Source organism: Cupriavidus pauculus (genome assembly GCF_003854935.1).
In the GTDB taxonomy this organism is placed as follows: Bacteria; Pseudomonadota; Gammaproteobacteria; order Burkholderiales; family Burkholderiaceae; genus Cupriavidus; species Cupriavidus pauculus_C.
This window is the reverse complement of record NZ_CP033968.1, coordinates 107,322-127,997: the sequence shown is the minus strand read 5'-3', so window position 1 is coordinate 127,997 and position 20,676 is coordinate 107,322. Positions and strand designations below refer to the sequence as shown.

The following is a 20,676-nucleotide window of genomic DNA, read 5'->3' as shown; positions in this document are numbered from 1 at the left end:
GCTGCAGCAACTCCCGAAGCGTCTTCTCGTTCGAGTCCCCTATTGCAACGGCATGTCCGGCTCTGTTGTCAGCCATTTCGACCCCGCGCATTCTTCGTTTCAATGGCGGCGCGACCCGCATCGGTCAGGCGAGCACGAACGTGCTGAATAGTCCCCAATGGCTCGTCCTGCTCCCATTCGATCAGACCCGCATCCTCGAGCTTTCCGACCATCACATAGGTCAAGCCGCCGCGACCAGGAGTCGAGTATGGGCCCGTGAAAAACTGGGCAGAGCGCCGGATCTCGCCTCCACGCCCGATGTGCTCAAGCCAGCCGCGCATGGCCGGCGTCACCTTGAGCTCAACTGGCGCAGCGCCTGAAGCAGGCGCCTCCAGATCGGGCGCCGGCGGCGGCGCAGCGCTGGGTTGATGAACACCTGTCGCCGACCCGCGCAGCGCCCACTCTGCTTTTTGAGCGGGGCCCATGGCGTGGCCGGGTTGGTCGTCTGGCAGTTCGTCAAGAGCATCAAGCGCATTGGACAGAGAATCGAAAGACCCGGCATCCACAACGTGACAACGCCGTTGTGCGACCACTTGCTCTTCCGAGTCGTCCATTGCGAGGTACGCACATCGGGCAACTTCGATCAGCTTGACTACGACTGGATGACTAGCGAGGCCACCCACGCGCTGGACGCTTGCGGGGGCCTCATAGACAATTCGCACTATGTTGGCTGCGTACTGAATGTTGTTTCGGTAGCTCTGCTCGGCCTGGTCAATCCATGAGCCGTCTGCCCTACGCAGTTGGTAGATCGGCTCCGGCGCAATGGCTTGCGATGCGAATAGGTCCGCCATTCCGCCCGACGCGCGCTCTCCGCCGTCGATCTCCATGGATAGCCAACGGGTATAAGTCTGCCGGCTTTCAGGGCGATAGTAGCCTTGGCCCGCCACCTCGTTGTAGAGCTTGCGCATGTCATAAAGCATATTGCGCTGCGCTTCTGCTGGGAGTATTCCAAAGCCGTGGTTCAGACAAGTTGCCATGCTGGCCAGGAGCGCGACATCTGGTTCTCCGGGAAGTGCCGTTGCGATGCTGACTGCTTCGAGCATGTCGAGAAAGTACACAAACACCCCGTGCGGATCTTCCTTCCCGTCCGCGTCGTACCGTTTGAAGGTGCGTTTGAGCCCGAGTTCTCCCGCCTGCGCCGTAGGCGCGCCGCTCGGCAAACGTGCCGCGGGCGCTCCGAAAGGCCCGGCCAGCATCGCCTGCTGAACAATGCCTTCCGCCCAGCTTTCCGACGAATCTGTATGCTCGACAATGGCGCCAACCAACACCGCCCTGAGATCCGCCAGCGCAGTGGGTGCCGGGGCTGCGCATCCGACCTTCTGCACGCTAACGCCGCCAATCTCGAACCTCAGCGCCCATTCCCACGCTTCACCTTCCCGCGCCCATTGCTCTTGCATGTCTTGCAGGGCGTCCTCCAGCGAATTCGTGCCGTCGTCCTGAGCGGCGTCCGTAGACCCGATCCATTCCGAGATCAGGAAAGCGCGCACGCCAGCCATGCCGACGACGATAGCCGCCGCAGGTAGATCGGTTTCGCCCCACGCTTTGCATAGATAGGTGTCGCCAGCGTGTTCCCCCGCCTCGCCGCTCTGGTGCCGGTGGGCCTGCAGCATGGCGGCAATCTCCATTTTCAGGTCAACGAGCTTTTCGACTGCGCGACGGTTCAGTGCGTAATTGTTCGATCCACGTGACCGGCCCACGTTGTCCGCAAGCCTGATAGCCTCAACGACCTTCTTGTAGATCGTCTCGCCATCCGCCTTCGCAGCGGGTGCCGTGGCGGCGCCAGAAGTGCATCTGCCGCACAAATAGCCATACCCATGCGTACACTGGCTATTCGCCGCAGGATCGCTCGCCGGTGCGACGGGTGCCGGGGCGGCATCGCACAACGGATGATGCTCGCCATCCCATCCACCCAAACGGCGGCACTGGCATTCGGTCTGCACTGGCGCGGGGTACTTCCTCAGCATGTCCAGCACGAATGCGGCGACCGTCGGCTTGCCGATCCGTTGCTGCTGGCTGTATGTTGCCCATGCCTGCGCAATCTCGGCCTCAGTCGGCGCTGGCGCGACGGGCGCGTTCTCGTGATACGGGATCAGCTTGAAGTCAGGGAGCTGCGCAACATGTTCGATCTCTGTCTCGATCATCTCCTGAACCGCCTTCTGACTGATGCGCCTGATGCCGTCATCCTTGTGCGGAATGTGAGCCAAGTGCTGTTGGAGGGTAAGCAACTGTTCCGTGAGGAGCGCACGAACGATTGCCGCCTTCCTGGTCTCGTAAGTTGCTTGCCCATCCGATTCACAGATCCGCGTAGCAACCAGGGAACGGATAGCCTCCATCATTCCGGGAAAGTCCAACGCCGCAACGAATAAGCGCCCTTCCTCACGCACGATCAGCCCGTGCGAAAGCCCAATCGCTTTGACCTCTTCTTCGCTCAGCACCCAGCCAGGTGCCGCGGCAGCGCTGGCTTCCGCTATCACTGTGCGAACTTCCTGGGAGACGGTGATATTGGCTTTGTCCAACGCGCCCACTAGCTCAGTCAACGTCGCCAGCACGCGCTTGCCAGGATGTGGCGAGGCCGAGCACTCGAAGATCTCGTGATCCCGCCAGCCCTCCCATTTGGCCTGCGTTTCCGCCCGGCCGAAATCGATCGACCCACCGCTGTGCGGGACGAAGTAGGAGTTCGGCCAGCCTTTTGCCTTATAGTGCCGCACGAAATCGGCCCGCATCCGTTCGATGCGGGCATCGATAGCTCGCTGCGCCTCCTGCGTGTCTCTGGTCTCAGTCATGTCAATCTGTGGTTCCTGCAGTGGGTGGGGGCCAGATCCGCCTTCACGTTGATGCTGACCCGGAGCTGCTTACTGTTTGGCTGGTACTTCCAACGCATGGACAAGCATCAGAAGCCGCTCACTGATATCACCTAGCGTGGTTGCTAGGTGGTGGTTGCCACCGAGGTTCGCTGCTGCGTCGGCTTCCATTGCGATCTGTGAAATGCGATCGCTTAGGGAGCGATCCATCGAGACCGCGGCTGGGACGTACTCTGGAAGCGGCGAGTGCTTCGGCTTTGCAGCCTGCTTCGCGCGAATCTTCTCGACGATGGTCCAGATCCTGGCCAGTTCAGTTTCGCCTGCCAGGTGCATGTCCGCGCCGCTTGCGAGGCACAGAGCAGCGAGAGTCACCATCACACCCCCGATCTCCTGTTTCAGTTCACCGGGCGGGCGGCCGAACGTGTAGTCGACCAGCTGATGGGCTTCGCTGCATGTCATGCCGTTGGCTTGTACGAGCTCGGTTGCCTCTTCATAGAAGCGATGGTTGCGCTCTGCGCGATCCGCGGCGATCTTCGCGCCGAAGCACTCGAGCATCCAGGGCTGAACACGCCATTGGAATGGCGCAAGGCGAATCGAGGCACCGAACGCGGCAACAAGCTCGCATAGATCCGCATACTCGTTCAGGAGCTTGACGACCATGCCGTGCCCGCCACCAAACCCGTTTCCGGAGTACGCCTCTGCCCAGTAGAGAATAGTCTCGGCCGGTTGCCCATCCCAAACGACTGGTGGTGGAGCGGCGGCGACAAACCCGGCACGGAAGGCCCTGCGATTCCCCGCCGACGGCTTGAGGCCCGATGCATTGAAGGCCTGCAGCATGGCGTCCCCTGCGCGTGGCGCCGGCTCTGGCGACTCTGCACGGATCTTCCCGGCGATGATCTTTGCGGCGCTTCGGAAAAGATGGTTGCGGCTTTGAGAGCAGGTGCTTTCCGCGATGTCCGCCGCACGGGCCAGCCCCGCGGCATACACCCCCGTCCCGTAGTGCGCGCATCCCACCTGCTCGCGCTCTTTGGCTTCCGTGGCATCTACCGGTATCGGACAATTGCTATGCGGCGCCGGAGTACCCGGCTCCGACAGCAGCATCCGGATGCGCTCGATGTTCCCCCGGTTCTCATTCGATCGCGCACGCATCCGATCCCGGACAACCTCGTCAGGTTCGCCGGCCAGCATTTCGTCCCAGGCAGATGCGCTACCCTCCAGAATCGCGATGACTTGCTCCGCAAACGCCGATCGCTCCTGGGCCAAATCGCTCCGGCCAGCAGTCGCCGGCGAGAACGCCTCGGCGCCGATGAACACCGCTTCAGGGGCATCAGGCCAATCGGCCCGAATTTCGTCGAAGTCGCCGTGCTGCCAGCAGCGCAAGAACGTAAGGCCTTCGTCGGCTTTGACGGCGTACGCAATGGCCGCTATCGCGGCGGACGAGCCGACGACTACTGGTGCTCGGGTCATGCTGATACCTCCTCGCCCTGTGTCTTCGTGGATTTGCCATAGAGGGCATTGAAAGCGTCGACATCACCGCGAGCGACATAGACGCTCTTGTCGCCAAACACGAAGGTTGCGCCGCCGTACTTCGCGCCGGGGAAGAGAAACTCCGCAAGACATCGCATTCCACCGCCAGGCTCGGTGGGTTCCAGCGTGGAACCGCAGATATGGACCCGCTTGATCGTCGCCTGCGGGTACTTCGCTAGTACGAGCTCGATCAGTGCTGATTCTGCGGCGGCACGGCCGCGGAACCACGCGCGGTGCTCCGCCTGACACGTTCGCGAGCAGAAGGCTCGTTGCCCCTCCGTGACAATCTCGAAGTCGTCGGGATCGAGGTCCTCGTCTGCCAGTGCGTCGAACATGTGCTGGCCCACCTCGCGCTCGCAGTGGCTGCATTGGATGGTCCAGCCGTTCTCGATCAGGGCAGAAGCCGGCACCGGGCCCGGAGCGTACTGGTCGAACTTCGGTGAGCGCTTGCAGTGCTCGACCGACTCGAAGTCCGTACCCATTTCTGCGGCGCCTTCCCGCCGAGCAACGACATTGGTGCTCGCAAAGCGAATCGCCCAGCCATCGTCACCGTCGTGGACCTCGAACGCGAGAAGTTTCTGTGGGACATCTTCCTGAATGGTGGTCATCTTCAAGCCTCCGGTGAATTCGCTGCGGTGTCCGGGCCCAGCGCGGCCCGCTTTGTGTTCGGGGACTCAAGGGAGAGGCAAACCCAACCCGGGAAAAGGCCGTATCCCGTCAGCACGTGCGAGACGACTCGCCAGATCTCCTGCCCTGTGAAGAGCACCGGTGCTCCGGTCTGCATTTCCGCAGCGGAGTAGACAGTCTCCTTGAGGAGCAGTACGTCACCTAGCCTGTAATCACGGTCGTCGAACCGGATCTCATGCGTCTTCCGCCCGTCCGCAACGGCGTTGAAGACTTCACTGTCACATTTCAGGGAGTGTTGGATGGGGCCTCGGGGTTGGGTCCGCGCTCGCTCGAGGGCATCGGCGGCTTCACGGTCCGACCAACTGCCCGTCAGGACCCCGTGCCAGTTAAAGCAGGCCGCGGACGTCGCGATGACATGGTGGAGGCGCTTATCGAGCGGGATGTCAGGCTGTTGCGCCTTGCCGGCGAGGTAACCCAGGAGCGCATACCAGTCCTCATTGGACTTGGCCATGTCGTGCGCAGGCCCCCAGCGCAATCGCTGGTGCATCGCCTCGTTGTACGAAGCGTGCACGAAGTGCGCCACTTCCGGGGTATTGATTCGACGATACGCGGCAGCGTCAACCGCATCCTTGCTCGAGTTCTCGATCAAGGCTCGTGCCCCAGCCAGTTCTTCCGCCAGGGCAATCACCCCGCTTTGCCATTCGGGCGGAAGATTGGCGGCATCGCGCCTGGTCGCATCCAAATCCACTGGACCCTGCACCGGCGCCGCTTGTTGACCACTATTCGCTACATTACACGTATGCATACGTTGAAAGGGGAATCAGTTAGCGGACTTAGGTAGTTTATCGGGACTGTGCGGCTAGTCAGAATCCAATGGCGGACCGAAGGCTCTCGAAGAACGACACCCGTGTTTCCTCTCGACCAAGGTATCTGTCGATAGCGATCTCGTATGGTTCCACAAGCAGGGCCTCGAGCTCCAAAACGTCTCGCTCCAGATTCGCTCGATGGCACGCGTTCCCCGCCAACGCATCCGGAATGTTGTGCGCCGCGTCGGCGACCATGAACAAGTGCTCTCGGCCCAACTCGTTCAGGTCCCGCGTGGAGAAGTGGCGGAGCCGGCAGAATGCCTGGTGCAAGGCCTCGCACGCACGCTTTTCGATCTCGGTCATCACGATGCCGGCTTCATGGGTTGCTGAGCGAGCTCGAAACTAATCGGACGGTGAGGTGCCGCTTCGCGTTGTGCCATTTCCATTATTCTCACTGCTCTCCTGGTATGCGAGCCCCGGCGATCACCGGCGCTCAGTTCAACTGTCGCAGCTGCTGCCCCGGCACCACCTTGAATGCGGCGCCATACGAAAGGGCTGTTCTGATCGCCAACAAGAGGGCCGCATCAGGCATTTCCGCCTGCAGTACCAGGACCGCTTCGCCGGACTCAAATTGCTCCCTGAGCACGTCTTGAATGTCTATTTCTCTCTTTGGCATTTCAGGTTGCGTAGCCGCAAGTCGCATGCTCGACCCGCCAGCCCGTCATGTTGTCTTGGATGGTCCGTCTGAGAACCAACTCGCATCTTTTGAATCCGTTGCCGTGCTCGGCGCTAACGTAGGCCTTGCTACCGGCGATCCGGACACTTTGCTTGATTGCGACCGGGTCGGTGCCGGTCACCTCGCTGATATAGGCCTGTGCCACCTCGCGTGCGGCGGATTCCGCCCCGAAATCAGGAAGTTCGATGCAGCCCGAAACGCCAAAGGCTGCCAGAGCGGCAACCAGGATATTGACCATGCTTGAGCACCCTCCGGTGAGACCCTCAGCCTAAGCGCCGCCCCTGGTGATCACTTCTTGCCGACGACGCTGGATAGAATCGTATCAGCAATGCTTCCCGCGACCGCCCCGGCTTCCTTCACAGCAGAGATCGCCTTTTGCTCCAGGTTGAACTGGCGCGTCAATGCTGTCACTTCACATCGCACCAGATCGCGCTTCATGGCACGCACTTTGTTTGCGTAGCTTTCCGCAAAGATCGATCTGGACCAGTCCCAGTCAATGGCGCCCGGAGCGGCTTCCCACGGAGAGCTCTTCCCGGTGATGCGGTTGGACTCACCATTGAATGCGTCGACGGCCGCACCGACCAGAACCTCAAGGCCTAGTACGCCTGGGCCAAGTGCTATCTTCTCTCCGGTCGTAAGGCTCCTCCTGTCTGCACGGAGGTTCCCGTCAATCTCCGACTGCGTCGGCGGGTCGCCAAAAATGTTGATCTCGATGGTCATCTTCTGCCACTCAGATGGTTAGGCGTGAGAGGTTGCGCTTTGGATGGCGATGCCGAGGTCGCGAATGCGGTTCAGCAGGGCCACAGGAACACGGATGGTTTCACATCCATGCGAATCGGTCGTCGTCCATTCCTTGCTGTCCGCATACTGCTTGCGCGACTGTGCCGCGAAGTCCACGACAGTATTGATGAGGTCAGCAGTGTCGTTGTCGATGTGCGTTGCCATTGCGCGATTCCTTACGTGTCGATTGTGTGTACTTGGACTACAGTCGTTGTTGGTTTGCCTCACGCGGGCCACGCACCGCAACCTTGCAGCGACCTACTCTTCCGTCTTTTCCCTTGTTTAGCAGCATGCATTTCAGCGGCTGCCGAGCACTATCAAGGAGAGGAGAATTCCAGACGGAGCACGGCTCAGCGTGTGAGCAGGGTGCCAACAATCGCCGCGCCTACCGCACCGGTGAAGCTAAGTGGCTTGTCTTTCGGAATCGCGCCAACGCCGGTTGCAATGTGATGCAGTAACTCGTTCTGCTCGCGAAGCATGCCTACTTGCATAGCCATGAGCCTGTCTTGTGGAGACGGCTCCAGGATGCCGACCGCCTCACAGATGCGCTTGATGCCTTCCTCGTACGCCGTTTGTTTTGCCGACTTGTTCAACTCTTCGAGAAAGTCGAGCATCTGCCCTCGTGTCGGTTTCGTCCTCAGTAGCGCAGACAACCGTGCGGTCAATGCTAGAGATCCATCGCAAAGCTCCCGCGCTCGTGCAATTTGGTCTTGTCCTGCCGGATTTTTTGCCAGTTCTTGCGGTTTCATGTCACGTCAGGATGAATGTGTGGACCAGATGCGCAGCACCGATAGTCAATACAACGCTTGCCACGGTTACCGCCAACGCGAGCAGCACAACCGAGTTTCGGCGATAGAACTCCATGGCGTACTTTTTCATGGTTGATTGCTCTCGAGGTCTCGCATTACAGGGCCGCAATGCCCTCTTCCGCCATGCTCGCACGTACCTCGGCCAACTCCCGCTTCGCAGTAGCCAGATCCGAGCGCAGCTCCGGTACCGGAATGACACTGCCTTCAGCAAGCTTGCGTTGCAGGCTCTCGATCCTGGCGATGCAGGCTTCTTCCCTGTGGCGAAGCTCAGCTTCCTTGGTAACGAACTGGGGGAACTTCGAACGTCCCGACTCTGCACTCATCGCCGCAATCCTGAAAATAGATTAATAACACGTATGTATAATACGTGAGTGGTAAATGTTGTCAAGCCGATAAGCTTCACTCAGGCTGAGACACTCCGCCGGCGGGCCGCGCTCCTTGTCGGACGCGGGGCGTTCGGATGCAGATCCGCATCCTCCTTCTGGATCACCACCATGCCCTTGTCGACGAACGTGTTGATCTCGGAGAACATCCGCCTCTGCACCATGCGAGAAAGGCCGATGCCGCCATCGACACCCAGGCCATCCTGCCACTGGCGGTCCGCGTCGACCGCAACCGCCCATTCACGCAGCACTGCGCGAGCTGCCGGAACAGTGCCGCGGATCTTCGCAAAGATCTCGAAGAGGTCTGGGTCCACGGAAACCGAGCTGCGCTTCTTGCGCCCGTCGACTTCGCGGGTGTACTTGATGCGGATGAAATCGTCTTTGGCCATGGCCCGCTCCCTTGCGCGGTCTCTTCTGGATTCTGGTGGTTGACCGGCCGCCGTCAGGCACCGGCCAGAGCGGGCTCTTCCGCCTGCGCCGTCTGCGGCAGAGCGGCGACCAAGGCAGTGAGCTCACCCAGCTTGGCGAGGACCTCGTCACGGGTATTGCCCGCCATCAGCAAACCCGTGTAGTTCCCTGCTCGTCCGAACTCGAGCAAAACGGCACCGGTTTCCTGTTGCACCACGTCGATGGTGACTCCGTTGGACATACTGACTTGTCCTGCATGCATGAGGATCTCCTGTTTGTTAGGTAAAGGAAGCCGCGGCACGCAACTCGGCCAGGGCGACCTTCCGATTCGTGCCGATTCCGAGATAGATCTCTCGGAACGCGACGTACGAGAAGGCGGAAAGGAAAGCGAAGACTACCGGCGCCGCGATCGGCGCGAACGCGACCGTCAGGGCGAGAAGTCCAAAGGCAACCAGGTAGAAGCCAAAGATGGCGCCGATGTTCATGCGCGGCAGCCCCGCTCGACCGGTTCGGTACGCCTGACGCCAGTTGACGCCAAAGAAGCTGATCAGGTGGTACTGGAAGGTCGACGCCACGAGCGGCATGATGAAGCAGCACAGGAACATCAGCATTCCTGCGATCGGCAGAACGAACATTTCGTTGATCGCGGTGAACGTGTCGGTGGCGCTCCAGATCGACTGCAGGCCCGGGTTGTGGAATGGACGCAAGGCGGCCGTGATGTTGCCGAGCAGCAGCGCCGGCAGCGCGTTCAGTACGGCCACCGTGAGTACGACAACACCCGCGTAGCGCAGTGTCACGCCAAACCCGCCCATTACCACGCCCACCATCTCACCGATCGTGCGTTCCGATGTGTCGTCAACAAGTGCAGCGACGCGAATGCCAAAGAGGAACGCCATTGAAGACAACACGGTGGCCAGCACGACGGATGTCCGGACCAGGCTGGCGGCGATGCAGAACACAGCCATCAGCGCCACCCAGGCGATGAAGCCGCGACGAATCAGGTCCCCGGCCTGTCGTGCCCATCTCAGAACGGCAATCGCCGGCACTGGCTTCGGCGAAAGATTGTGGTTCATCGTCCGGCCTCCACGGCTGCCGCGGCCTGTACGGCGCCCTGCTTTTCCCCGTCTCGGGAGAGCGCCACGATCTCCGCATTGCCGAAGTCCATTTCAAACAGGCTTGCGTAGGACGCCGGCCGGCATACCAGATCCGTTCGAGCGAGAACGGCGCTCACCGCACTCACGATCGCCTCGGTTACCTGGTGAAGCGCGTTGCCCGAATCCTCCTTTGCCCGGTAGATGGTGACGCGGTCATCGTCGATTTCGTGGCCCAGCTTGACCAAACCCGCAAGAACAGCTTTGCGCAGCGCGGTGCCGTTCGGATCGGCACACGCGGCCTCGGTCGTGGCCACGCCGTCCTCGCTGCAAGCTTCTGTCGGCGGAGCGTCCGCTGCGGCGCTACCGATCGACGCGCGGCGCTCTTCGATTTCCCTCACGGCAATGTCCGGAGCGGCGACCATGGCCATGCGGGTCAACTCGCGGGCTAGCTCCGCCGGCGTGTAACGGTGGATGCCGGACAGCACGCGCTCCAGGCGTTCGCCGAAGTACAGCGCGTCGATGCGTGGGCGTTCGGTGGTGGTGCGCGGCATGCTTCGTTCTCCGTTGATCTCGCAGAATTGGATACGGGCGATCATCGCTGGTCGTCCGCTGACGACTCAGCTGCTCGCCGAGTGAGTTCGGCCTCAAGCCGGGCGATCTGGCCGCGCAGGATGGCGCGGCCTTCTGCAGCGCGGCTGTGATCGCGCTGACGGCCGGCTGCCCCACGGCCGCCCAGGGTGGTCGGGTCTACACGAGCAACCGATGCGGCGACCGATCTGCTCACCTTCCGCGACAAGGCGCCAATCCGTCGATGGATTCGCGCCGCCGGCGCTATGCGCAGGTTCCATGCCGCCACCTCCGTGACAACGCACCTCGCATCCGCTGCATCCGGGCCGAAGAGCGTGAGCTCGAACGCGAGCCCTGCATCTCGCGCGGCCCGCTGCATGGCATTCAGGTCTTTGTGGTCCGCCTCGAATCGGGCACCGAGAATCCCCTTTGCGAGGTCGATCGCGGCGGGGTCCGGCTCGACAGGCCAGGCCGCGCTCCGGGATTCACCTCGGCGCCCTGCTGTCTCGTCGCTTGGCAAACCCAATGACAGCAGCCGTTGCGCCTTCCGCGCCGTGCGGCTCGATGGCTCGTGATCAAGCCTTTCCATCGAATCCCCCCAAACCCGTTCCGACTTGACCAAACGTCGAATCCAGATGTGCCATCGTCAGAGCTGGGCGCCGAGCCACGCAGCGGACGTGACTGCCACGACTGGATTCGGTCGCGGGAAAGCGCCCTTCTGTTCGGTGACACCCGATTTGCGCACTGCCACGGCAGGCACCTGGGCGAAGAACTTCAGGCGAGCAACGAACTCTTCCTCGCTGCCCACCACCAGGCCATCCAGTTCGTGGAGCCCCTTGTCGCGCCCGGCATCGGTGAGCTCGAGTTTCGCAGGCCACGCCTTCATGCGGTCGTACTGGCGATCGCCGCCATATGCTTCGTTGAGGTGACCGGCAAACCATGCATCCCAGTGCACCGGGCGAACCTTGAGTAGTTCACGCCCGTACATGGGTCCGTCTTTGGACTCCCATACGTCGGGACCGTAGTAGCGACTGCCGGGGCCGATCTCGGTATCGGGTGCCGTCGAATCGCCGACGTAGCAGAAGCCCTGCGTGCTGACCTTCGGATTGAAGTACCAGCCGCCGCCGAGACGAACGCACTTTAGGCCGCAGCGAGTATGAAGTTCAATGGAGCTCATGATTCTTGGTTTCTTGACCAAACGTCAAAATCAGATTGCGACGCGCGCAGTGGCTTGAGCCCCTGCCCCCTGTGCGTCCAGTGACGCCGCGGCCTGGGTCCGGTCACACGAAGCGAGCTCCGCCAGCGAGCGGCAGTCGATCTCGGCGCCGGCGGGCACGATGAAAGAGAGCTCTTCGTTCGCCCGCAGGAGCATCGCCACCCAGGTGCCGGTCGGAATGGACACCCGTGGGATGACACGCATCTCCGGAGCGCAGAACACCGCGCTGCCATTGGCGCTATCGAACGTCCATCGGATGGGGACTGTGCAACCGGACATGAGCCGCGCAAAGATTGCGGCCGTCGTGACGACATCTCGTGCGCCGCAGCAGCGCACGAGAATCGCCCAGACTTCTTTCGCCTGCTGCTCGGTGAGTGCTCGGACCTTGTTCTTCATCGTCCCAATTCTCCGAAACTTGACCAATCCAACGACATGAGATGTTCCACCTTCAGGAGCCACCGACGGCTATGGCGACGCCACGCGGGTGCCGCAACCAGCCATCCCTCCTGGGAAACCATCACGCAGCCACCCGCAGCCGGCTGACTACTTCCGGGCTACCCAGGAAGAGCGACTCGGCCAGCAGGCCCTTCCGGATCATCTCGACGATGACATCCGCCATCACCTCGCGGCTCACGCCAACCTCTTGCGCCAGCCGCGGAACGTGGAGGAGGCCTTGCCGGAGGATCGCCAGCTCCACCGATTTCTCAATGTCAGTGCCAGCACCAACCGGCACTTGCGCCAGCGCGACCACCGGTGCCTTTTGTTCACGTGTGACATTTTCCGCTACATCACACGTATACACAACCGGCACGTAATCAAAACCCGGAATCTGGCCAAGCTGCTCCCCCACTTGTTCGGTGCTCCTCTCGCCCGGGGTTGGCTGAGCTTCAGGCACGCGATCCCCTAGGATCGCGATGATGTCCTGCATCTGGGCGTTGAGCTCGATAACGTCCTCGGCTCGGGTGAGTGCCACGAACAGCAGGTGCAGTTCCTGGACCAGTTCGGGCGTATCCAGAGTCAGCAGCTCGCCATTGGCCGTGACGAAGTCTTCAAAGTCGTCGAGCAGCAGTACCTGGCTGAATTCGAGACCCTTCGCACGATGGGCCGTCGAGAGCAGAACGTCAGCGTGCTCTGCTTGTTCCACTGCTTCCGCCTTGATCCTCTCGACCAGCGACGGGATCGCGCTGCGGTACTCCTTCACCACACCGATCAGGGAGAGAATCTCCTTGTCGTCAACGCCCGTCGCGTACTCCTCGAGCTTCTCCAGCGAACCAAAGGTCTTGAGCAACTGGTCCTTGACGGCGGCCGGCTGGCCGCTCATCAGGTTCCAAACGTCCACCAACTTGTCAAATGGGTAATTACTGAGCCCACCGACAAAGTGCAGACGCTTGTTGCCCAGCATGGCGACAGCCTTGTCGAACAGCTTGGCGTTCGTGCGGCCGATGACCGCGTACGGCTTGGAAACGTCGACCGTGTAGCCAGTCGGCCGATCCGGGAAGGCACTGTACACAGGTCGCTCTTCGCCGCGGAACGCGGAGAGGAGCATCGTGGCCAGCCGGGCAATGCCAGGGCCGAAGCGATGGCTCTGGGTGAGGTAGACCGTTTCATCCGGTTGGATCATGTCCATGGCATTGACGGCACCCCGGAAGGCAAAGATCGCCTGATACCGGTCGCCGACGATCACCACAGGGCAATTCTGGGCAAGAACGATCGAGGTCGTGACCGGGTTGGCGTCCTGGCCTTCGTCGAACAGGATGCGATCGTAGCGACGCGACAGGTCCGGCTTCGAAAGCTGGAACAGCTTGAGATAGCCGTCATGGGGCATGGGAACGTTCTTGCGGCCGAGATCCTGCATGGCCTCCCAAGCGAGCCGGCCCCACTTCAGGGTCTCAGCGACATCTGCCTCGGCGATCGTGTCCGGCACATGGTGCGGCTCGAAGTCGGTATCCGCGGAGAACAGAAAGCTCGTGACAGTCGTCACCAGGATACTGGCAAAGCCGATCTCGATGCCGAAGGCGCGGGCGAAGTCGCTCGGGCGCAGGTCGCCCAGCTTACCGGCGTCCTTGAAGCGACGGCCGAACGACCACGCAAGGGAGTGAGTGGTGCGGCATTCGACGTTCTGGGGGAACTTGCCCTCGGCTTCAGTCTGGAGAGACTTCGTGTAGGTGAGGTACAGGATGCGCTCCGAGGGACGCACCAGGGCGTACTCCCTCAGGGTGAACGTCTTGCCGGCACCCGGGCAGGCCTGGACCACCAGGCGACGGACGGCGCTGTTGATCGCGGTAAGTTGTTCGTGCGTAGCCTTGCTCATCTCGACCCCTTTCATCCTTTCCAGTTTCGCCGCGCTTAGTCGTTGTTGCTGTCTTGGCCGTTGAACCCCCAGACGTCCTGCCTTGCATCGCCGATGCGATTCTTTTCGAAGGTCGGATCTTCCGGGGTGGTGGCGGGCACGTCCACGAGACCGCCCATGAACAGCGGGGACAGCATCAGTGCAGCGCACACGTACAGGGTCCACTTCAGCCAAGGCAGGTCGCGCAGCACGGGCGCCAGCACGATCGCCGCTGCTACCAGCACGACACCTCCAATCATCAGACCAACCTTCACCTTCGTACGCATCTCATACCCCTTCATATGTGGCCAACCATTTATACCCATCATACGCACAGTACTTAGATCAATCAAGCAAATTATGCATACGTGTTACGCATGGGTAGAGCAACACCAACATACACCGCACCCAGACCAGCGAAACAGCAACGGCCAAGCATTTACTCACCGACGCCGGTCATAGAACCCGGTAGCAGGGGCAACCATTTACCCACAGGGGAGCGCCCAAGAGAAGCCCTCCGGCCAAACATTTACCCCGGGGCAACACCCCAGCCCGGCTTCGCCGGGCGTCGCCCCCACGGCGCCGGCGGCTACGGCACCAGGTACGCCAGCCCTCCCCCACACGGCCAAAACAACCGCCTGCCCAACAACCACACCGCAACACGCCATCGCCAGCCAATCTCCCGCCCCCGCCCCGCCCATACCCGACTTCACCCACGCCATCGCCTGCCGATACACCAGCCCCACTCGATCCGAGCTCATACCCGACTTCTCTCGCACCATCGCCAGCGAAACTTCTCACTCCGCCTGACACCACCACCGCACCGCCGCCACTCTCAGAACCAACACCATCAGTCTCCCGCCAGCACAACGCCGCTCCACCCGATCCCCCGCCGACAGAACCAGCCACCCAGCGCCACAACCATCCACCACCAGCACCATTCCCACGCCAGCAGAACAACCACCCCAGCCCAAGACCTCCGCCCCGCCGACAGATCCACCCGGCTCCCCGACACGCCATCGGCAGAACGACACCGGCCGCCCCTCCCCTTCATCCATTAGATCCATTCGATCCCATCCACAGTTCCGGTGAGAGATGACCGGGCAAGAAGGAGCAGCCCAATCCCGCCCCGGCAGCAGGACAGCAGCAGCGCACCCGGCTCTCAGGAAGAACAGGGAGCGAGATCCCGCGGCGACACAAGGAAGGAAGAGGACAAATGGTTATGCTCACGGCGGCGCAACAACCCCGACGCAGGAGGGCGCACAAGCCCAGCCCGCACACCACCAGAACGAGCCCCGGCAGGACAAATAGTTATCCCGTCGGCAGAACCATAGCCCCTCACGGGGCCCGCGCTGATGCGCCGGCGACACCAAAGCCTCCGGCGGACCACGGGCCGCCGAGGGACACCAAACCCAAGCCACCGCCAACCGAAGTTCTCACTCCGCGCCCAAGCTCACTCCGCACCAAGCCATCGCCGGCTACCTCCCCGCCCCACCGCAACAAGCACAGGACCACCGGCCGCCCAATCGGACAGAGAGAGAACAAGGGAACAAGGCGGACACCCGCGCAGGCGAGAGAACGACCACCGGTCGGCAGAGTGAGACAACCAGCCCATCCACCCGCCCGCAGAACAGCGCACTACGCAAAGCCGCAGAACAGGCCAAACCCGAGATCCCGCCAGAGCCAGTCCCGTCTCCCATCGCACAGAGCCCAGGACTCCCTCCGCCCAATACCCCGCGTGGCAGAAATCCCGACTCCCCACAGGACCTCCGCCTGGCAGCTATCTCCTCTACGTCCGCCTCAATCCAATCTTCGCCCAATATCCGGCCCGGCCGAGACACTCGCTACCCATAAAGAAAAAGCCCCGGCACAGTCTCTGCACCAGGGCCTTGGTCGGCATTGATCCCGCTTAGCCTATTCGTCCTCAAGTTCCATATCGCCTTCGAACCGTGCCTCGATCCGCTCCAGCAGCCCGTCCACTAGGGCGACCGTGTCGCTTATCGCAGCCTCTCGGGCCCTGGTGGAACGGGTCGATCCATGCGAGAAACGCCAGAGCCGGTCCACCGCTTGCGACCGCAACTCAAACAGCAGGGTGACTCGATCGCAGAGCAACTGCAGGAACTTGTAGTTTGCCTCCCACTCCCGGGAACGCTTCACGCGGCGCCGCAACCCCTTGTGGCTCGCAAACGAGGAGACCCACTTGCGGCTACGGAGCTGCCGAAAGATTCGCACTTGCCAGCGCAATCTCCCGTTACTGAACACCCGCTTTATGCCAATTCGGCCGGACTGAAACGGCTGCATCACGTACATCAGGGAATCAATACGTTCGAGGGTTGAATCAATGATTCGGATAAGGTTTTCCGTCTCCTCGACCGCCTTTCGGGCCGCGGTCAGGGCAACTGCAAAATCGTCGATCTCGGGGGGTTGGTTACGCACCATGTATTAAGCGTCCTTTGGGGGTTGCTTATCACATTGCGTAAACAACCCCGGGGGGGCAATTCTCCGTTCGCTACAGTCGTCTTGTCAATACGTGTTATGTATTCTAAAATGCGGACGCGTAACAGGTGCGGTATCTGCAGTGAACAATGAGCAGTACACATTGCGCACAGCGGATTGCGCATCGGTGGCCGGCCCCGGTTGCGGGGCCTTTTCGACTCTGCACTGTGAGAATTTCATGCTGACCCAAACCATCATTGGCCTCGACGTGGGCCGTAGCGCCGTCAAGGCCGTCGCCTTTGCCCAAGGCGAGTCCTACCCCCTCACCTTCCCCTCCATCGTCTCGCCCGCCATCGGGATCTCCGACGAGACGACCGCTCGACGAGCCGCCATCGAAACCGTCGAAATCGAGGGAAAGCAGTTCTTCACGGGCGACACTGCTCGGTTGCAGGGCAGCCCCGGCGCCAATGCCGGCCTGTCGAACGACTGGATCAACACCCCCGAGTACCAGGTGTTGGTCGCCTCGACCATGAAGCGCTTTGAAGCCATGGGGGTTCCGGGCCTCGACAAGCCGCTTCTGGTGATCGGTACCCCAGCGAACTTGTTCTCTTCCCAGCAAGCTCGGCTCAAAGAGGTCACGGAACGTGTCGTTAAGGCCGAGATGCGGGTCCTGCCCCAACCGATGGGCGCGTATTGCGACTTCTACCTCGACGAAAAGGGGCTCCCGATCCGGAGTCATATCACTGACGCATCCGGGCGGACGAAGAGTTGGGCTGTCATCGAAGTCGGCCACTTCACGACCGACTTTCTGCTGATGCTCGAAGGGCAGTACGTTGAACGCGGCGCCGGCACATGCGAAGGGCTGAATTTCGCCGCGGAGCATCTGGTACGCATTCTCGATGGCCGCGGGATTCACTCGAATCTCATCGAGTGCGAAACCGCGATCCGGACCAAATCGATTTTGCAGTTTGGTCAAGAAATCGACATCTCCGAAGAAGTTGCAAAGGCGGTCTCGCACGTTGCCCAGAAGATCAACGCCAAGGCCGACTCCTTGCTGTCCATGGACGTGCGGAAGTTGCACGGCGTGATCCTGGCCGGCGGTGGCGCCCCGCTGCTCTATGAGGAAATCAAGAAGAAGTGGTCGCACTGCATTCTCCTTGACAACCCCCGCATGTCAGTAGCCAATGGCTTCGGCCGTTACGGCATGGGCGTGGCGCTGCGCCAAGCGATGAAGCGGCAGAGCCAACAGGAAACCGTAGATGCCTAAGCTCATCCGGGTGTTCGACCCAGACGAACCGGAGCGGCGCATCAACCTGGTGATCGCGGAGGCAACCTGCCCCGGGGCTCTGGAGTTCCTCGCAGAAATGCCATACCGGACCGAAACCCCTCTCATCCGGGGCGTCCTGTATCAGTGGTTCATCAAGCACCGGGATGCAGGAACATTGGATGACGCCATTGAGGAGGCACTGGCTGGTCCCGGGGGTCTCATCGAATCCGCACCGCACGACAAGCAGGTGCGCCGAGGCGCCAAGGGACGCTCTGCCAGGGTGCTGAAGCCCCGCGCAATTTCAGCCCGGCCGGCTGCCCGTCCTGCTACCCCGTCTCCGGTAGCAGAGGCGCCGGCGGAGCAACCACCACCCTTGCGCGAAACAGTGGTCGAGCCCATCCAACCACTTCTCGCGCAGGGTATGGAGGAAGCGGAAACGCCTGCCACGATCGTGCCCCCTGCCATTGCCGTTGCCGCAAACCCTGGAACCGTCCCAGCCGCGCATCCGGCGCCGGCGAGCCCCCAGAGCATCGACCCCGTAGCGCTCGAAGCACTGGAAAAACTTGGCGACATGTTCGGCTAGCAATGGGAAAACGGCTCAGCGAGAAGGAGTACGAGGCGCTGCTCGGTCGTGCTCAGAAGACCAGCACGCCGGTGGTTCCCCAGGAGAAGCCCACGAAGCGGGCGGCGAGAGCGAAGCCGACCGATCCGCCGTCGCCGCGCGAAACCAAAGTACTGCTGGCATGCATGGAGCTGCTCGAGCAGCATCCCAGCGTTGCTTGGGTCATGCGCATGAACACAGGCGTGGCTGTGTACGGCGAAGGGGATCAGAAGCGCTTTGTCCGGTTCTCTATCCCTGGCGTCTCAGACATCGTCGGACAACTGAAAGATGGTCGATTCTTCGCTGTGGAAGTGAAGCGCCCGGGAAAGGAGCCCACCGACGATCAATGGGCATTCCTTCAGAACGTGGCGCAGAACGGAGGATTGGCCGGCTGGGTCGATGACGCATCTCAACTTGCCAACTTCATTCCTGCACGCATTGGCCAGGGGATCTCTCCTTGCACTGTGTACGAGCCGCCAAAGAGGACCAGATTACGATGAAATCGCACCTGCTCGCCGCCCTGCTGTGCGTGCTGGCAATCCCGGGGTACGCCCAAGACCCAGCCTGCGCGCGAAGCTACTACCAGGGCACGGCTCCTATCGTCGCAAACGCCCGCCTGGCGCAGGGCGCTACGGAGCTCTGCTTTACCGAGTTCGCCGTCATGCATTCGCCCCTAAGCCGTGCGGCTATCTGGTCGGCGGAACATCTCACGCCTTCGCGTATTCGCGCCGCCCGATCGCTGCAGCGGGCGGACGCGTTTCACCCTGATTCGCGCCTCCCATCCAAGGACCGCGCCGAACTAGCGGACTTTGCACGGTCGGGGCTAGACCGAGGTCACCTCGCCCCAAGTGGCGACATGAGCACTCCCGAGGCCCGGTATGAGAGCTTCACACTCAGCAACATCGTCGCTCAGGACCCGGACAACAACCGCCACCTTTTTGCCGGAATCGAGATGGCTGTCCGCAACCTTGTCGAGCGTCGCGGCTCGCTCTATGTCATCACCGGCCCACTCTTCACCGGCGCCAAGGTCAAACAGCTCAATGGGCGCGTCCTGGTCCCGGACCGAATTTTCAAGGTCGTCTTCGACCCAGCCGCACAGAAGGGAGCGGCCTACGTTGTCAACAACGAACCCGGGACAGCCTACGAGGTCGTCTCACTCCCTGAGCTTGAAGCGATGGCCGGCTTGGTCTTCTTCCCAAGTTTGCCGGCAGAAGCCAAGGCATCGAAGCTCCCCCTCCCCCGCCCCGAACTCCGCGGCAGATCGGATCGGGGGATCGAAAAATCTGCCGAGCGGGTCCTGAAAGACCTTTTCCCGGGCAGCACAACTACTCACGCGATAGGAAATTCCCAATGATCACGAAACGAAACGTCCTGCCAAGGGTCCTGCTCATCAGTAGGCGGCTGGGCGCAAATGCCGTAGATGCATGTATCCTCGCAGCGGTAGTGGCCGCAGCAACCATCGGTGCAGCGTGGATAGCGGCGATGATGATGGATATGCCGTCAGCCGAGCAGCTGCAGGTGATCTTTGCGGGTGTGCCTGCTGACCACCTGACTTTTGCCTGGTACGAAGCGATCGCGCGAGGTATCGCGCCATACGTGATGGCCGGCCTCCCCGCCATCTGGTGGGCCTACGAATCAATGTTTGCCAAGCTGCGGATGGAAGGAACTCCCGGCAAGTGGCTGTTCCGACTGGCCACGCGCAGCGCGGCCGACCGAAAGCTGCGCTTTGGGGAAATTCTGCTGCGAAGTGCGATGAAGGTGGTTACCCTGACTTGCCTCCTCTTCATCGCTTCGCCGGCTTTCCTCGCTGCAGTGGCTGGCCTGCTGCTTCTCATCCCCCTGATGAGTGCAAACGGCCAGTTCCTGCACGACTTCATTCCCGGGACCAACGTTGTCGCCAAGGCAAAGGCGATCGCCCCAAAGCTCGGCAAGGCCGAACAAAGGATCTGAGATGTCCACCTCACAAACGCTCAGCCCGTTTGCAAACGAGTCCGAGGTCGTAGCCATCGGCGAGATGACCATCGAGAACCGCCTTGATCGCGTATCCATCTATGGAAGCTTAGACCTGACAAGGGACAAAGCGGGCCTCAGCATGGCAAAGGCATTGAAAGCAAACCTCGACCTGATTGTCGCTTCGCTCGAGGCCGGGCCGTTGCCAGATCAAGTTGCCGTGGCACCCCCGGGAGTTGCACCCAATCCGTTCAGTGGAAGCAATGGATAGGTCCGCCCTGCGGGCACCTGCACATCAGC

The 20,676-nt window shown here is 61.5% G+C and carries 28 protein-coding genes; 6 read left to right on the top strand and 22 right to left on the bottom strand.

Features of this window, described 5'->3' with window-relative positions; all coding sequences use genetic code 11:
- Positions 1–68: 68 nt before the first annotated feature.
- From EHF44_RS00690 to EHF44_RS00590, 22 genes are all read right to left on the bottom strand, one after another.
- Positions 69–2,822 (bottom strand): hypothetical protein, encoded by a 2,754-nt coding sequence (locus tag EHF44_RS00690; RefSeq protein WP_017511134.1) that lies wholly within the window; start codon positions 2,820–2,822, stop codon positions 69–71.
- A gap of 69 nt (positions 2,823–2,891) precedes the next feature.
- Positions 2,892–4,307 carry a hypothetical protein gene (locus EHF44_RS28590; protein WP_017511133.1) on the bottom strand — a complete coding sequence of 472 codons (1,416 nt, stop codon included), beginning with the start codon at positions 4,305–4,307 and terminating at the stop codon, positions 2,892–2,894.
- The gene (locus EHF44_RS00680; RefSeq protein WP_017511132.1) at positions 4,304–4,975 is read right to left on the bottom strand and encodes a hypothetical protein; all 672 of its coding nucleotides are present in this window, start codon (positions 4,973–4,975) and stop codon (positions 4,304–4,306) included. Before EHF44_RS00680 ends, EHF44_RS28590 begins: the two co-directional genes overlap by 4 nt.
- A 2-nt stretch (positions 4,976–4,977) precedes the next feature.
- On the bottom strand, positions 4,978–5,742 hold the full coding sequence (locus EHF44_RS00675) for a DUF3850 domain-containing protein (protein WP_200876318.1): 765 nt from the start codon (positions 5,740–5,742) through the stop codon (positions 4,978–4,980).
- Positions 5,743–5,857: 115 nt separating this feature from the next.
- Positions 5,858–6,163 (bottom strand): hypothetical protein, encoded by a 306-nt coding sequence (locus EHF44_RS00670; protein ID WP_017511130.1) that lies wholly within the window; start codon positions 6,161–6,163, stop codon positions 5,858–5,860.
- A 130-nt stretch (positions 6,164–6,293) separates the two neighbouring features.
- Positions 6,294–6,476 carry a hypothetical protein gene (locus EHF44_RS00665; protein ID WP_017511129.1) on the bottom strand — a complete coding sequence of 61 codons (183 nt, stop codon included), beginning with the start codon at positions 6,474–6,476 and terminating at the stop codon, positions 6,294–6,296.
- Between the two features lies 1 nt (position 6,477).
- Positions 6,478–6,774, bottom strand: coding sequence for a hypothetical protein (locus tag EHF44_RS00660; RefSeq protein WP_017511128.1), 297 nt, complete (start codon positions 6,772–6,774; stop codon positions 6,478–6,480).
- A gap of 50 nt (positions 6,775–6,824) precedes the next feature.
- Entirely contained in the window at positions 6,825–7,256 is a 432-nt protein-coding gene (locus EHF44_RS00655; protein ID WP_017511127.1) for a hypothetical protein, read from the bottom strand.
- Positions 7,257–7,274: 18 nt separating this feature from the next.
- Entirely contained in the window at positions 7,275–7,481 is a 207-nt protein-coding gene (locus EHF44_RS00650; RefSeq protein WP_017511126.1) for a hypothetical protein, read from the bottom strand.
- A 185-nt stretch (positions 7,482–7,666) separates the two neighbouring features.
- Positions 7,667–7,930: a hypothetical protein gene (locus EHF44_RS00645; protein WP_011229296.1), complete on the bottom strand. Its 264-nt coding sequence runs from the start codon at positions 7,928–7,930 to the stop codon at positions 7,667–7,669.
- Positions 7,931–8,066: 136 nt separating this feature from the next.
- Positions 8,067–8,195 carry a hypothetical protein gene (locus EHF44_RS28830; RefSeq protein WP_017511125.1) on the bottom strand — a complete coding sequence of 43 codons (129 nt, stop codon included), beginning with the start codon at positions 8,193–8,195 and terminating at the stop codon, positions 8,067–8,069.
- A gap of 25 nt (positions 8,196–8,220) precedes the next feature.
- The gene (locus tag EHF44_RS00640; protein WP_017511124.1) at positions 8,221–8,448 is read right to left on the bottom strand and encodes a hypothetical protein; all 228 of its coding nucleotides are present in this window, start codon (positions 8,446–8,448) and stop codon (positions 8,221–8,223) included.
- Positions 8,449–8,528: 80 nt separating this feature from the next.
- Complete coding sequence (locus tag EHF44_RS00635; RefSeq protein ID WP_011229295.1) at positions 8,529–8,897, bottom strand: hypothetical protein; 369 nt, start codon at positions 8,895–8,897, stop codon at positions 8,529–8,531.
- Between the two features lie 53 nt (positions 8,898–8,950).
- Entirely contained in the window at positions 8,951–9,157 is a 207-nt protein-coding gene (locus EHF44_RS28540) for a hypothetical protein (protein ID WP_175582404.1), read from the bottom strand.
- A 37-nt stretch (positions 9,158–9,194) separates the two neighbouring features.
- Entirely contained in the window at positions 9,195–9,989 is a 795-nt protein-coding gene (locus EHF44_RS00625; RefSeq protein WP_017511122.1) for a hypothetical protein, read from the bottom strand.
- Positions 9,986–10,561 carry a hypothetical protein gene (locus EHF44_RS00620; protein WP_124682102.1) on the bottom strand — a complete coding sequence of 192 codons (576 nt, stop codon included), beginning with the start codon at positions 10,559–10,561 and terminating at the stop codon, positions 9,986–9,988. The genes EHF44_RS00625 and EHF44_RS00620 overlap by 4 nt, the downstream gene beginning before the upstream one ends.
- Before the next feature lie 41 nt (positions 10,562–10,602).
- Positions 10,603–11,199: a hypothetical protein gene (locus tag EHF44_RS00615; protein ID WP_017511120.1), complete on the bottom strand. Its 597-nt coding sequence runs from the start codon at positions 11,197–11,199 to the stop codon at positions 10,603–10,605.
- Between the two features lie 24 nt (positions 11,200–11,223).
- Positions 11,224–11,754 carry a hypothetical protein gene (locus tag EHF44_RS00610; protein WP_051705539.1) on the bottom strand — a complete coding sequence of 177 codons (531 nt, stop codon included), beginning with the start codon at positions 11,752–11,754 and terminating at the stop codon, positions 11,224–11,226.
- A 30-nt stretch (positions 11,755–11,784) separates the two neighbouring features.
- Entirely contained in the window at positions 11,785–12,189 is a 405-nt protein-coding gene (locus EHF44_RS00605; RefSeq protein WP_017511118.1) for a hypothetical protein, read from the bottom strand.
- 121 nt (positions 12,190–12,310) lie between these two features.
- Positions 12,311–14,119 carry a UvrD-helicase domain-containing protein gene (locus EHF44_RS00600; protein ID WP_223277474.1) on the bottom strand — a complete coding sequence of 603 codons (1,809 nt, stop codon included), beginning with the start codon at positions 14,117–14,119 and terminating at the stop codon, positions 12,311–12,313.
- Positions 14,120–14,139: 20 nt separating this feature from the next.
- Complete coding sequence (locus EHF44_RS00595) at positions 14,140–14,409, bottom strand: hypothetical protein (protein WP_011514782.1); 270 nt, start codon at positions 14,407–14,409, stop codon at positions 14,140–14,142.
- Positions 14,410–16,036: 1,627 nt separating this feature from the next.
- Positions 16,037–16,561, bottom strand: coding sequence for a hypothetical protein (locus EHF44_RS00590; protein ID WP_017511114.1), 525 nt, complete (start codon positions 16,559–16,561; stop codon positions 16,037–16,039).
- A gap of 235 nt (positions 16,562–16,796) precedes the next feature.
- Here EHF44_RS00590 and EHF44_RS00585 point away from each other — a divergent pair, with 235 nt between their 5' ends.
- From EHF44_RS00585 to EHF44_RS00560, 6 genes are read left to right on the top strand one after another with little or no spacing between them, the layout of a single operon-like run.
- Complete coding sequence (locus EHF44_RS00585) at positions 16,797–17,825, top strand: ParM/StbA family protein (RefSeq protein WP_029309145.1); 1,029 nt, start codon at positions 16,797–16,799, stop codon at positions 17,823–17,825.
- A complete protein-coding gene (locus EHF44_RS00580; protein ID WP_017514908.1) occupies positions 17,818–18,408 on the top strand; it encodes a hypothetical protein in 591 nt (196 codons plus the stop codon). Before EHF44_RS00585 ends, EHF44_RS00580 begins: the two co-directional genes overlap by 8 nt.
- Positions 18,409–18,410: 2 nt before the next feature.
- Entirely contained in the window at positions 18,411–18,926 is a 516-nt protein-coding gene (locus EHF44_RS00575) for a VRR-NUC domain-containing protein (RefSeq protein WP_017514909.1), read from the top strand.
- On the top strand, positions 18,923–19,780 hold the full coding sequence (locus EHF44_RS00570; RefSeq protein WP_017514910.1) for a DNA/RNA non-specific endonuclease: 858 nt from the start codon (positions 18,923–18,925) through the stop codon (positions 19,778–19,780). The genes EHF44_RS00575 and EHF44_RS00570 overlap by 4 nt, the downstream gene beginning before the upstream one ends.
- On the top strand, positions 19,777–20,376 hold the full coding sequence (locus tag EHF44_RS00565; protein WP_051069075.1) for an RDD family protein: 600 nt from the start codon (positions 19,777–19,779) through the stop codon (positions 20,374–20,376). Before EHF44_RS00570 ends, EHF44_RS00565 begins: the two co-directional genes overlap by 4 nt.
- Position 20,377: 1 nt before the next feature.
- Positions 20,378–20,647 carry a hypothetical protein gene (locus EHF44_RS00560; protein WP_017514912.1) on the top strand — a complete coding sequence of 90 codons (270 nt, stop codon included), beginning with the start codon at positions 20,378–20,380 and terminating at the stop codon, positions 20,645–20,647.
- Positions 20,648–20,676: the final 29 nt, after the last annotated feature.